General features: G+C 57.3%; 10 protein-coding genes. 6 read left to right on the forward strand and 4 right to left on the reverse strand.

Annotated elements, in window-relative coordinates:
- The first annotated feature begins 180 nt into the window (after positions 1-180).
- The 3 genes from AB5Y95_RS20650 to ptsG all read left to right on the forward strand — a co-directional run bounded on the left by AB5Y95_RS20650 (position 181) and on the right by ptsG (position 4,418).
- Complete coding sequence (locus tag AB5Y95_RS20650; RefSeq protein ID WP_368161947.1) at positions 181-1,503, forward strand: maltoporin; 1,323 nt, start codon at positions 181-183, stop codon at positions 1,501-1,503.
- A gap of 182 nt (positions 1,504-1,685) precedes the next feature.
- Positions 1,686-2,555: a MalM family protein gene (locus tag AB5Y95_RS20655; RefSeq protein WP_368161948.1), complete on the forward strand. Its 870-nt coding sequence runs from the start codon at positions 1,686-1,688 to the stop codon at positions 2,553-2,555.
- 432 nt (positions 2,556-2,987) lie between these two features.
- Positions 2,988-4,418, forward strand: a complete 1,431-nt coding sequence (gene ptsG, locus AB5Y95_RS20660) for a PTS glucose transporter subunit IIBC (protein ID WP_005303477.1) — start codon at positions 2,988-2,990, stop codon at positions 4,416-4,418.
- A 162-nt stretch (positions 4,419-4,580) separates the two neighbouring features.
- Here ptsG and AB5Y95_RS20665 read toward each other — a convergent pair whose 3' ends face one another.
- The 4 genes from AB5Y95_RS20665 to map form a co-directional block, all read right to left on the reverse strand.
- Positions 4,581-4,964, reverse strand: coding sequence for a DUF3461 family protein (locus tag AB5Y95_RS20665; protein ID WP_005303475.1), 384 nt, complete (start codon positions 4,962-4,964; stop codon positions 4,581-4,583).
- A 128-nt stretch (positions 4,965-5,092) separates the two neighbouring features.
- Positions 5,093-5,920, reverse strand: a complete 828-nt coding sequence (gene dapD / locus AB5Y95_RS20670) for a 2,3,4,5-tetrahydropyridine-2,6-dicarboxylate N-succinyltransferase (RefSeq protein ID WP_005303473.1) — start codon at positions 5,918-5,920, stop codon at positions 5,093-5,095.
- A 184-nt stretch (positions 5,921-6,104) separates the two neighbouring features.
- Positions 6,105-8,741 carry a bifunctional uridylyltransferase/uridylyl-removing protein GlnD gene (gene glnD, locus AB5Y95_RS20675; RefSeq protein WP_368161949.1) on the reverse strand — a complete coding sequence of 879 codons (2,637 nt, stop codon included), beginning with the start codon at positions 8,739-8,741 and terminating at the stop codon, positions 6,105-6,107.
- A gap of 85 nt (positions 8,742-8,826) precedes the next feature.
- Complete coding sequence (gene map / locus AB5Y95_RS20680; RefSeq protein ID WP_005303471.1) at positions 8,827-9,615, reverse strand: type I methionyl aminopeptidase; 789 nt, start codon at positions 9,613-9,615, stop codon at positions 8,827-8,829.
- 361 nt (positions 9,616-9,976) lie between these two features.
- On the opposite strand from map, the gene rpsB reads away from it, so the two are divergent.
- The 3 genes from rpsB (at position 9,977) to pyrH (ending at position 12,497) form a co-directional block, all read left to right on the forward strand.
- A complete protein-coding gene (rpsB, locus tag AB5Y95_RS20685) occupies positions 9,977-10,705 on the forward strand; it encodes a 30S ribosomal protein S2 (protein ID WP_005303470.1) in 729 nt (242 codons plus the stop codon).
- 104 nt (positions 10,706-10,809) lie between these two features.
- Positions 10,810-11,691: a translation elongation factor Ts gene (gene tsf / locus AB5Y95_RS20690; protein ID WP_005303460.1), complete on the forward strand. Its 882-nt coding sequence runs from the start codon at positions 10,810-10,812 to the stop codon at positions 11,689-11,691.
- Positions 11,692-11,762: 71 nt separating this feature from the next.
- Complete coding sequence (pyrH, locus tag AB5Y95_RS20695; protein WP_005303458.1) at positions 11,763-12,497, forward strand: UMP kinase; 735 nt, start codon at positions 11,763-11,765, stop codon at positions 12,495-12,497.
- Positions 12,498-12,511 lie beyond the last annotated feature (14 nt).

Raw genomic sequence — 12,511 nt, forward strand, 5'->3', positions numbered from 1 at the left:
CCCATAAAACCCTCTGCGGCCAATGCTGGGCGATTTGTCGCCATTTTGTGAATCAGCTCATGTTTGTCCCGAAATTGGCTACCTATAATCGGCCTCGGTTATCACCCAAACGTTTTTACGGTGATAAGAACTTGGATATTCAGGATCACACTCCTCACAGCGGGAATAAGGAAAATGAAAATGAAAGCAAAGTGGCTCCCGATCGCTGCAGCAGTAACCGCAGCCCTGGCTTCCCAAGCCGCCTTCGCCGTTGATTTCCACGGCTACATGCGTTCCGGTGTCGGTATTTCCGACAACGGAGATATGCAGACCATGAGCAAGAACCGAGTTGGTCGTCTTGGCAACGAAGCTGAAACTTATTCTGAAGTTCAGCTGGGTCAAGAGGTCTACAACAAGAACAACCAGACTTTCTACGTAGACTCCATGTTTGCAATGGTTGCGGGCAAGCAAGGCCGTGACTGGGAGAGTACTAAAGATGGGGATAGCGCTGATTTCGCTCTGCGCCAGTTCAACGTTCAGGCCAAAAACCTGTTTGGCGGTAACGAAACCCTTTGGGCAGGCAAGCGCTACTACCAACGTCATGACATCCATATCTCCGATACCTACTACTGGGATGTTTCTGGTGCCGGTGCTGGTGTAGAAAATATTGAAGTAGGTCCTGGCAAGCTGTCTGTTGCCGTGGTTCGTAACGACCCATGGGATGCTATCTATAAAGGCGACACCGAGGCTAACACTCAATATCGTCTTGATGCAAATGGCAACTATGTTCTGGATGATAAAGGTAACAAGATCAAGATTGATGATCGTGTAAATACCAATACCTTCGATATCCGTTACGCCGGCATCCCGCTTTGGACCGATGCATCTCTGGAAGTCGGCTACGACTATGCCAAAGCCAACTTGACTGATGAGCAAAAGCGTCAGAACCCTGATTACAAAGATGGTCACATGTTCACTGCTGAGCTGACCCAGTCCATGCTAGGTGGTTTCAACAAGACAGTGGTCCAATATTTCCTCGATGGTCTTGCTAAGCAAGGCGTTGATTATGGTGCTGGCTCAGGTAGTGGTCTGAGTCAAGCCGCATCGAGTGGAGACGGTTTCCGTTTGATTAACTGGGGCGTGTTGCCGGTAGGTGATAAGGTTGAATTTGGTCACCAGATTCTTTATGCACAGGCGAATGGTCTAGACAAAGATACCACCGACATGGACACTTTCTCCGCAGTTGTGCGTCCGATGTACAAGTGGAATGATGTGATGAAAACCATCGCAGAAGTCGGCTATTTCAAAGATAACAAAGACGTTAATGGTGTGAAAACCAGCTCTGATGGTGCCAAATATACCTTGGCTCAAGCTTGGTCTGCTGGCCCAAGCTTCTGGGCTCGTCCGGAAATCCGCGTATTTGCTTCTTACATGCAGCAAGATGGTAGTTTCCGTGAAGACAGCAACGGTATTAAACAAGATGATGCTTGGAACTTCGGTGTTCAAGCTGAAGCTTGGTGGTAATCTGTTGACGTCATGACTGCAAGTGCCCCCGCATGACGGGGGCTCTTTTTTTACAACACGTTTCTTAGGGTCACGCGATGAGATATTCCAGATTAGCCTTGACTGTATTCTGTTCTGTTGTGCTGGGTGGGTGCGCCACGTTGGAAACGACGGTAGCGCCGACTCAGGAGTTCAAGTCCATCATGGGAAATCGCGACGTTGCGATGAGCCAATTGGCTACGGTTAGCAGCTGCTGTCGCGATGTCTCCAGTCTGCCGTTTCAGGACATACAACCGGGCGCAACCAAGCTTATCCCCATTGATGGCAGCTCCCCCGTTTACGCTTTCAGCGAAGGGAAAAGCCACTTCGCCGCCTTCCGGTTGCCGGTCAACTCCGGTGACCTGCGCATCACGGTTGATGGCTTGATCGACAAATCGCTGTTCAACCCGACCGTCTTGATGCTTGATTCCAAATTCAATGTGACCCGCAAGTTGGGCAGCGACGTGTTCAAGTACGAGCCTGCACGCATGCTGCAGGGGGATCGCATGGAAGCCGTGTTTACCGTGGATCGCTCCTATGTCGGTAACCCCAATAACGAAAGTTACATGGTGATCTACACGGACCAGAGTGGTCTGGACAAAACAACCACCATCCTGAGTCCTTCCAAGCTGATGACCAAGTCGCTGGGGGTGGTTGATTATGGTGAAAAAGACCCCGTCATTCCGCACTCCCCCTGGGGCGTGGTCAGCCTCTCTGTGGAGGACTTGAGTGGCGTCAAAACCGAGAGCAACTACTACAAGCCTGTCTATCAGGATGTGATTGATGCCAACACCCCGGTAGTCAACACGGCACCAAACAAGCTTGTCGTGCCCCTGGCGACCGCCGGTGCAGTCAAGAGCAGTGCCCCCATGCTGAGCGAAACCGAGGCCTTCTATCAATTCCAGATCGAGAAAGCGGTGAAATCCGGTGACATCGACAAGGCGATGAGACTGGTCAGCGAAGCGGAACGGGCAGGTTCGACCAAGGCGAAATCGGTCTTTGTGGATGCGGTCAAGCGTTCCCAGAAAGGCTGAATATCGTCCGGTCTTTAAAAGATAATATTTATTTGAGGCCTCCCTTGTTGGAGGCCTTTTTAATCGGTAGACTAAAATAGAAAAAACAGCAAATGGTTACATTAAGTTACATTGCGTTTCATGGTGTATTGTTTTGATTGGCTAAAATACAATGCGAAACAGCACTTTTCATATTTCTGGTTTAGCATGAAGATGCCGAAATATAGCTGTGATTAGCTGAAAATTCCCGCCGAAATTATCTTGTGATCTCCCCTCCAAATTTTTTATTCGCTTACCCCTGATGGAAGATATTTGCGATCTGCTGGGTTATATTCAGCTGGTCAAAATAAACAAACCCGCGTCGAATTCATGCCGATGAGAGATGATGTTCTTGGTCGTCTATAAATTGGACTGAAGCGTCTACGGTAAGACATTCCATTCAGGAGCGCACACATGTTAAAAAATGCTTTCTCTAATCTGCAAAAGGTCGGTAAGGCGCTGATGCTGCCAGTATCGGTCTTGCCCGTTGCAGGTATTCTGCTGGGGGTGGGTGCTGCCCACTTCAGCTGGTTGCCGGAAATTGTCTCCCAGCTGATGGAGCAGGCCGGTGGTTCCGTATTCGGTCAGATGGCCCTGCTGTTCGCCGTGGGCGTAGCGCTTGGCTTTACCAATAACGACGGTGTATCCGGCCTGTCTGCCATCGTTGGCTACGGCATCATGAGCGCCACCTTGAAGGTGATGGCTCCCGTGATGGGCGTCGAGACCATCGAGACCGGCGTACTGGGTGGTATCCTCGCCGGTGGCGTGGCCGCCTGGGCGTTCAACCGCTTCTACAAGATCCAGCTGCCAGAGTACCTGGGCTTCTTCGCCGGCAAGCGTGCCGTGCCGATCATCACCGGTTTCGTCTCCATCGGTCTGGGCGTGATCCTGTCCGTGATTTGGCCGCCGGTAGGTGCCGCCATCGGTGCCTTCTCCGACTGGGCTGCCAACCAGAACCCGGTACTGGCCTTCGGTATCTACGGCGTGGTTGAACGCTCCCTGATCCCGTTCGGTCTGCACCACATCTGGAACGTGCCGTTCTTCTATCAGGCGGGTACCTGTGTCAACGCCGCTGGCGAAACCGTACACGGCATCATGACCTGCTTCCTGACTGCTGACGACGCCTCCCGCGCTGCCGGCAACGGCTTCGGTCAGCTGGCCGGTGGCTACCTGTTCAAGATGTTCGGTCTGCCTGCCGCCGCGTTTGCCATCGCGCACTCCGCCAAGCCGGAAAACCGCGCCAAGATCGTAGGTATCATGGCCTCTGCCGCCCTGACCTCTTTCCTGACCGGTATCACCGAGCCTATCGAGTTCTCCTTCCTGTTCATCGCCCCGGTACTGTACGCCATCCACGCCGTGCTGGCCGGTCTGGCCTACGTGCTGACCAACTCCCTGGGCGTGGTTCACGGCCACACCTTCTCCAACGGCTTCATCGACTTCGTGGTGCAATCCCCGCGTGCCGATCACATGCTGCTGCTGGTGGGTCTGGGTCTGGTTTATGCCGTCATCTACTACGTGGTCTTCACCGTGGTCATCCGTGCCATGAACCTGAAGACTCCGGGTCGTGAAGACGAAACTGCTGAAGAGAGCGTTGGTCAGAGCAAGGACGAGATGTCTGCCGCACTGGTCACTGCCTTCGGTGGCAAGGAGAACATCGCTTCTCTGGACGCTTGCATCACCCGTCTGCGTGTCGGCGTGAAGGATGTGGCCAAGGTTGACCAGGCCGGTCTGAAGAAACTGGGCGCCGCCGGTGTGGTGGTTGCAGGTTCTGGCGTACAAGCCATCTTCGGTACCAAGTCCGACAACCTGAAAACCGACATGGACATCTGGATGAAGAGCAACTAATCCCTGCTTTCATTCCGAGTTCCGAAAAGGGAGGCGCAAGCCTCCCTTTTTGCTGGGCCGCGTTTGGGCGGTGGGGCATGTGCGGGGCTGGCCTGATGGCGCCTGTCTGGTGTGACCCAATGAAAAAGGCGCCCGTGGGCGCCTTTGCTGCATCAGACCGGTTTAGAGCTTTTCCAGATCCCGCTCGATTTCGCTGATCTTGTTTTGCACCACTTTTTCCAGGTGACGCAGGTCGCGCAAGATCTTCTGCTTGATGTCCGGGTCGGCCTGCACGTGCACGCCCTGGGTCAGGTTGTCGAGCTCGTCCACCACGTATTTCAGATTGGCGTTGATCTCGGTGACATCCTTGTACTCATGGGTGCCCGAATCGACCAGCATGGTCTTGCGCTGGCGCGGGTATTTGAACTTGACGCTCTTGGCGAAAAACTCGCCCTTCTGCTTCTTGAAGTAGATCTTGAGGATGTCGTGGTTGGCCTCCTGGCGCAGGGTATAGCTGTCGACGGAGGCGGGATCCTGGATCCCCAGGCTCTTCAGATTCTCGTACATCAGGCTTCCTCGGTTTGAAACGATCCTGTCACGTCTATCTTAACCGAGCCGGTGTGGCTTGCCTGTGACAGGGGCGCCAAAATCAAAAGGGCGCCATCAGGCGCCCTTTTAAATCACAGCAAAACCGCTTACTCGTCGATGGAACGCAGCAGGGCGTTGATGCCGACCTTGGCGCGGGTCTTGGCATCTACCTTCTTGACGATGACGGCGGCGTAGAGGCTGTACTTGCCGCACTTGGAGGGCAGGGAGCCGGAGACGACCACCGAGCCAGCCGGCACGCGGCCGTAGTGGATCTCGCCGGTTTCACGGTCATAGATGCGAGTGGACTGGCCGATGAAGACGCCCATGGAGATGACGGAGCCTTCCTCGACGATCACCCCTTCCACCACTTCGGAACGGGCACCGATGAAGCAGTTGTCCTCGATGATGGTCGGGTTGGCCTGCAGCGGCTCCAGCACGCCGCCGATGCCGACGCCGCCGGAGAGGTGCACGTTCTTGCCGATCTGGGCGCAGGAGCCCACGGTGGCCCAGGTATCGACCATGGTGCCTTCATCGACGAAGGCGCCGATGTTGACGTAGGAGGGCATCAGCACGGTATTGGGCGCGATGAAGGAGCCTTTGCGGGCGGTGGCAGGGGGCACGACGCGCACACCGGCGGCCTTGAACTGCTCGGCGCTGTAGTCGGAGAACTTGAGGGGAACCTTGTCGTAGTACTGGGCATCGTCGCCCTTGATGATGCCGTTGTCATTGATGCGGAAGTAGAGCAGCACCGCCTTCTTCAACCACTGGTGCACCACCCACTCGCCGGCAATCTTCTCGGCAACGCGGGCCTTGCCGGAATCCAGCAGGTCGATGGCTTGCAGGATGGCGGCCTTGGTGGCGGCATCGACGGAGCCGGGAGTGATGGAATCACGGCGCTCGAAGGCCGCTTCGATGATCTGTTGCAACTCGGTCATGACAGGTTTCCTTTAAAAAATTCCGTTTGTTGTATCACACTTTTCCAACTGTTTTTAAGGGCCCGGGCCGATTTCTTCACAAGAACGGCGATTTATTGTACTCGAGTGGCCCAACCACTTGTTCTGACTGAAAAATCATGCTGATAAACGGGGTCTTGTGAGGCCGGTCCGGGGTGCCATGGGCCTACCCTTCAACGCTCTCCACAGGGTTGAGCTGATTGACCAGCCGCTCCTCCAGCGCCTGCTGCTCGGTCTGGGTCAGGGGTTCCCCGGCCAGGGTGGTGAGGCTGAAGAAGTCCTCCACCCGTTCGCCGATGGTGGTGATCTTGGCGGCGTGCAGCGACAGGCCGCACTGCTGGAACACGGCGCCGATGCGGGCCAGCAGGCCCGGGGTATCGAGCGCGGTCAGCTCCAGCAAGGTGTGGCGGTTTTCCCCCTTGTGGGGCAGAAACACCACTCGGGTCGGTACGCTGAACTGGCGGTGGCGGCGCGACAGCGGTTTGCTGCGCAGCACCAGCTTGCCCGGCTCCTGCAGCGCCTTCTCCAGCGCCTTCTTGATGGTGGCGGTGCGGTTGGGGCTGATGGGCTCGCCGTTGGGTTCGAGCACCACGAAGGTATCGAGCACGTAGTCGCTGCGCGAATTCATGATCTGGGCGTCGTGGATGTTGAGGTTCTTCTGATCCAGCGCCGAGGCCACGGTGGCGAACAGATTCGGGGTGTCGCGACAGTAGATGAACACCTCGCTGCCGCCGCGGGTCGGGTGCTTGCCGATGATCACCAGCGGCGCCGGGTTGTCGCCGTGCTCGATGATCTTGCGGCAGTGCCAGGCGATCTGTTCCGGGGTGTGGCGCAGGAAATAATCGGCCTTGAAATCGCTCCAGAGCTGGTTGATGGCCTCCTCCGGCACGTCGCGCTGGGCCAGGAACTGCTTGGCCTGGCGCTGGTTTTCACGGATCCGCAGGCGCATGTCAGGCGGGTTCTCCAGCCCCTGGCGCAGGGCTTTCTGGGTGGCGAAGTAGAGCTCGCGCAGCAGGGTGCCCTTCCAGTCGTTCCACAGGGTGTCGTTGGTGGCGCAGATATCGGCCACGGTCAGGCAGTAGAGCAGGTCGAGGTGCTGCTCGTCGCGCACCTTCTGGGCAAAGTCGGTGACCACGTCCGGGTCGTAGATGTCGCGGCGCTGGGCGGTGACCGACATCAGCAGGTGATGGCGCACCAGCCAGGCGACCAGCCGGCTCTCGTAGCGATCCAGACTGTGCAGCTGGCAGAACTCCAGCGCATCGACGGCGCCGAGCTCGGAGTGATCGCCGCGCCGCCCCTTGGCGATGTCGTGAAACAGGGCGGCGATGCTGAGCAGCTCCGGCTTGCGCAGCCGGGTGAACACCTCGTGGCAGAGCGGGTGGGTCTGGCGGCTGGCCGGGTTGGGAAACTGGTGGATGTTCTTGAGCAGCCGGTGGGTGTGTTCGTCCACCGTGTAGGCGTGGAACATGTCGAACTGCATCTGGCCGACGATAAGGTTCCACTGCGGCAGGTAGGCGGCCAGGATGCCGTATTTGTGCATCAGGCTGAGTGGTTGGCCGATGCCGTTGGGGTGGCGCAGCAGCGCCATGAACAGGCGGCGGCACTCCGGCAGGTCCTGCAGCCAGCAGTTGAGCTTGCGACGCGCCTCGCGCAGCTGGCGCAGGGTGGCGGAGTGGATGCCGGCAATCTCCGGGTGCTGCGCAATCTGGTAGAAGAGGCGCAGGATGGCGGCGGGATCGCGGCCGAACAGCTCGCTATCCACCGCATCGATGAGGCGCCCGCGCAGCTGGAACTCGTCGGAGAGGCGGCGCACGTCCATGGCGGTGTTGCCGAGGATCGCCTCGTCAAACAGCTGCAGCAGCATCTCGTTGAGCTCGGAGACCCGTCGCACCGTCTGATAGAAGCGCTTCATCATCTGTTCGACCGGGGCGTTGCCTTCCCCCTCGAAGCCCAGCATCTGGGCCACGGTGCGCTGGCGATCGAACAGCAGCCGGTTGTCGCCCTTGTTGATGGCCATGTGCAGGGCGAAGCGCACCTTCCAGAGGAAATTCTGGCAATCGAGCAGCTCGCGATACTCGGCCCGGTTGAGAAAACCGTGGCTGGTCATCTCGAACAGGGTGGTGGCGCCGAAGTGGCGGCGAGCCACCCAGGCCAGGGTCTGGATGTCGCGCAGCCCCCCCGGATTGCACTTGAGATCCGGTTCGAGCTTGTAGGCGGTGCCGAGAAACTGCTGATGGCGCTGGGCCTGCTCTTCGCGCTTGGCCTTGAAGAACTGCTCGCTCGGCCAGAAGTGCTGGGGGCCGGTGGCCTCCTTGAGCTGCTGGAAGCCCGCCTCGCGGCCGGTGATGTAGCGCGCCTCGATGAGGTTGGTGGCGACCGTGATGTCGCCGCGCCCCTGCTCGATGCACTCGCGCACGTTGCGCACCGCCTGGCCCACCTCCAGCTTGAGATCCCACAACAGGGTGATGAACTCGCCGATGCGCAGCCCCAGCACCTCGTCCAGCTCGTCCCCTTCGTAGAGGATCAGCAGGTCGATGTCGGAGTGGGGGTGCAGCTCGCCGCGGCCATAGCCCCCCACCGCGATCAGGGTGAGATCCGTCTTGTCAAAGCCGAATTTCTGCCACAGCCGGGTCAGCAGCTGGTCCATGTATTCGGAGCGGGTGGCTACCAGCTCGATGATGTTGTCACCGGCGTCGAAGCGGGCGTGCAGCCAGCCGAGAAAACGGCTCAGGTACTCCTTGCAGTTCTCGCGGGTGAGCTGATCGTCGGGCAGCAAATGGGGGGAAAGCAGGCTGGCGTCCATGGCGTCTCACACTCTTGTCGCAGGCCGCCATGCGGGGCCTGCGGCTGATAAAAACAAAACCCCGGCGAGGGGCCGGGGTTTGATGTTAACCGTGTTTGATGAGACGGTCGATAGTGTCGTCCGGGCGCAGGGTCAGCACCTCGCAGCCATCCTCGGTCACCAGCAGGGTGTGCTCCCACTGGGCGGAGTCGCCGCCATCCTTGGTGGTCACGGTCCAGCCATCCTTCGGGTTGACCTTGCAGTGATACTTCTTGCTGTTGACCATGGGCTCGATGGTGAAGCACATGCCCGGTTTGAGCTCCAGCTTGCCGCCGTTGCGGTAGTGCAGGATCTGCGGCTCTTCGTGGAACTCGGCCCCGATGCCGTGGCCGCAGTAGTCACGTACCACGGAGAAACCGGCCTTCTCGACGATGGGCTGGATCACGGCACCGATCTCGGTGATGCACATGCCGGGGCGCACCTGCTTGATGGCGGCGTAGAGGCTCTCCTGAGCCACCTTGCAGAGCTGGCGACGCAGCGGGGTGGTCTCGCCCACGATGAACATGGCGGAGGTATCGCCGTGGTAGCCATCCTTGATGACGGTGATGTCGAGGTTGATGATGTCACCCTCGCGCAGCTTCTTGTGGTTCGGAATGCCGTGGCAGATCACATCGTTCACCGAGGTGCAGATGGACTTGGGGAAGCCGTGATAGTTGAGCGGGGCAGGGATGGCCTGCTGCACGTCGACCATGTAGTTGTGGCAGATGGTGTTCAGTTCGTCGGTGGTGACGCCCGCCTTGACGTGGGGGGCGATCATGACCAGCACATCGGCGGCCAGCTGGCCGGCAACGCGCATCTTTTCAATCTCTTCCGGTGTCTTGATTTTAATGGACATGGGATCTCTCTTGGGACCTGACCGCGCACCCTGTGATGTCCGGCAATCAGGTAATGAAAAATAGATGCGTTTGCAATCAGGCCAAAATTTTATCCCCAACCCCCGTTTACTTCCAGTGTGATTGTCATCACAGCGTCAAATCGGTGCCGCAACCTGCTCGGCAGGGATCCATTTTTAGCGGTACGGCTGGTGGTGTCCTGACCAAAGTTATGGTATAAAGCGCGCCGGAATGGGGAACTTGTCTCCCCGTACCATCACCCTTACTTAAACAACACACACACATCGACACATATGCCGGGGTGCCTTAACGGGTCGGTTATATGGGATGTGTGGAGGCCTAACCCCAATACAGAGGTATAAAATGGCTAAAGTTTCTATGCGCGACATGCTGCAAGCCGGCGTTCACTTCGGTCACCAGACTCGTTACTGGAACCCGAAAATGAAATCCTACATCTTCGGTGCCCGCAGCAAGGTTCACATCATCAACCTGGAAAAAACCGTTCCGATGTTTGACGATGCCATGAACTTCATCAGCTCCGTAGCTGCCAAGAAGGGCAAGGTACTGTTCGTAGGTACCAAGCGTGCCGCGTCTGAAGCCGTAAAAGAAGCCGCTGAGCGTTGCGACCAGTTCTATGTTAACCACCGCTGGCTGGGCGGCATGCTGACCAACTGGAAAACCGTTCGTCAGTCCATCAAGCGCCTGAAAGATCTGGAAACCCAGAGCCAAGACGGTACCTTCGACAAGCTGACCAAGAAAGAGGCGCTGATGCGTACTCGCGAAATGGAAAAGCTGGAGAAGAGCCTGGGTGGTATCAAGAACATGGGCGGCCTGCCTGACGTTCTGTTCGTTGTCGATGCCGACCACGAGCACATCGCTATCAAAGAAGCCAACAACCTGGGTATCCCGGTAGTTTCCATCGTTGATACCAACTCCAACCCGGACGGCGTTGACTATGTCATCCCGGGTAACGACGACGCTATCCGTGCCGTTCAGCTGTACCTGAATGCTGCTGCTGACACCGTACTGGAAGCTCGCGCTCAGGACATCGTTGTTCAAGCCGAACAAGATGGCTTCGTTGAAGCTGAGTAATTGATAAGGACTGCAAAGCCCTTATTAACCAAGCTGATGTAATTGGTTAGCAGGGGCCCTTGTGGCCCCTGTTTCTTGTCAATTCAAGACCGAGGATACTGGACATGGCAAACATTTCTGCCGCCCTGGTAAAAGAACTGCGCGAGCGCACCGCCGCTGGCATGATGGATTGCAAAAAAGCACTGGAAGAAGCCAACGGTGATATCGAACTGGCTATCGAAAACATGCGCAAATCCGGTCAGGCCAAAGCCGCCAAGAAAGCTGGCCGTATCGCCGCTGAAGGTGTGATCTTCGCCCGTACCGAAGGCAACGTTGCCGTCATGATCGAGCTGAACTGCGAGACTGACTTCGTTTCCAAGGATGCCGGCTTCCTGGCCATGGGTCAGAAAATCGTTGAGATCGCCGCTACCCAGAAGATTGCTGACGTTGACGCGCTGAAAGCCGCCGACTTCGGCAACGGCGAGTCCGTCGAGCTGACCATCACCAACCTGATCGCCAAGATCGGTGAGAACATGAACCTGCGTCGCGTGATGCTGGTTGAAGGTGACAACCTGGGCACCTACGTTCACGGTTCCCGTATCGGTGTTATCACCAAGCTGGTCGGCGGTACCGACGAGCTGGCCAAAGATCTGGCCATGCACGTTGCTGCCAACAGCCCGCAATTCGTCAAGCCGGAAGATGTGTCTGCCGACGTCGTTGCCAAAGAGCGCGAAATCCAGATCGACATCGCCATCAACTCCGGCAAACCGAAAGAGATCGCCGAGAAGATGGTTGAAGGCCGCATGAAGAAGTTCACCGGTGAGGTTTCCCTGACTGGTCAGCCGTTCGTGAAGGATCCTTCCATGACCGTTGCCGAGCTGCTGAAGAAAGAAGGCGCTGACGTTGTTTCCTTCACCCGTTTCGAAGTGGGCGAAGGCATCGAGAAGCAAGAGACCGATTTCGCCGCAGAAGTAGCAGCTCAAATCGCGGCCGCTCAAAAGGCCTAATCGAACCGGTTTTTCCGTTTCCCCAGACCGCGACTTATGTCGCGGTCTTTATATGACCAGGAATCAGTGACATGAGTACCAATCCCAAGCCTGCATACAGACGTGTTCTTCTGAAGTTGAGTGGTGAAGCCCTGCAAGGATCCGAGGGTTTTGGCATTGATCCGGCGGTGCTGGATCGGATGGCCCAAGAGATCAAAGAACTGGTTGAGCTGGGTGTTCAGGTCGGTCTGGTCATCGGTGGCGGCAACCTGTTCCGTGGTGCCGGTCTTGCCAAGGCGGGCATGAACCGCGTGGTGGGCGACCACATGGGTATGCTGGCTACCGTGATGAACGGTCTGGCCATGCGTGATGCCCTGCATCGTGCTTATGTGAATGCCCGTCTGATGTCTGCCATCTCCCTGCAAGGCATCTGTGACTCCTATGTCTGGGCTGAAGCCATCAGCCAGCTGCGCGCCGGCAAGGTGGTGATCTTCTCCGCCGGTACCGGCAACCCCTTCTTTACTACCGATTCTGCGGCCTGTCTGCGCGGGATCGAGATCGAAGCTGACGTCGTGCTCAAGGCCACCAAGGTGGATGGCGTGTTCACGGATGATCCGGTCAAGAACCCGGATGCCGTGCTGTACCATGAACTGAGTTATGATGAAGTTCTTGAAAAAGAACTCAAAGTGATGGATCTTGCTGCTTTTACTCTGGCCCGCGACCACGATCTGCCGATCCGCGTATTCAACATGAACAAGCCGGGTGCGCTGCGTCGGGTGATCATGGGTGAGCCGGAAGGTACCCTGATCCACCATGTCAGCAAGTGAGACAAGCGTGAGCT

This window comes from Aeromonas sp. R5-3 (assembly GCF_040908225.1).
Lineage (GTDB): Bacteria > Pseudomonadota > Gammaproteobacteria > Enterobacterales > Aeromonadaceae > Aeromonas > Aeromonas dhakensis.

What these genes read in the sequence shown, in the direction of transcription:
- AB5Y95_RS20650 (WP_368161947.1), top strand. Translation starts at nt 181, where the DNA reads ATGAAAGCAAAGTGGCTCCCGATCGCTGCAGCAGTAACCGCAGCCCTG.
- AB5Y95_RS20655 (WP_368161948.1), top strand. Translation starts at nt 1,686, where the DNA reads ATGGGAAATCGCGACGTTGCGATGAGCCAATTGGCTACGGTTAGCAGC.
- ptsG (WP_005303477.1), top strand. Translation starts at nt 2,988, where the DNA reads ATGTTAAAAAATGCTTTCTCTAATCTGCAAAAGGTCGGTAAGGCGCTG.
- AB5Y95_RS20665 (WP_005303475.1), bottom strand. Translation starts at nt 4,964, where the DNA reads ATGTACGAGAATCTGAAGAGCCTGGGGATCCAGGATCCCGCCTCCGTC.
- dapD (WP_005303473.1), bottom strand. Translation starts at nt 5,920, where the DNA reads ATGACCGAGTTGCAACAGATCATCGAAGCGGCCTTCGAGCGCCGTGAT.
- glnD (WP_368161949.1), bottom strand. Translation starts at nt 8,741, where the DNA reads ATGGACGCCAGCCTGCTTTCCCCCCATTTGCTGCCCGACGATCAGCTC.
- map (WP_005303471.1), bottom strand. Translation starts at nt 9,615, where the DNA reads ATGTCCATTAAAATCAAGACACCGGAAGAGATTGAAAAGATGCGCGTT.
- rpsB (WP_005303470.1), top strand. Translation starts at nt 9,977, where the DNA reads ATGGCTAAAGTTTCTATGCGCGACATGCTGCAAGCCGGCGTTCACTTC.
- tsf (WP_005303460.1), top strand. Translation starts at nt 10,810, where the DNA reads ATGGCAAACATTTCTGCCGCCCTGGTAAAAGAACTGCGCGAGCGCACC.
- pyrH (WP_005303458.1), top strand. Translation starts at nt 11,763, where the DNA reads ATGAGTACCAATCCCAAGCCTGCATACAGACGTGTTCTTCTGAAGTTG.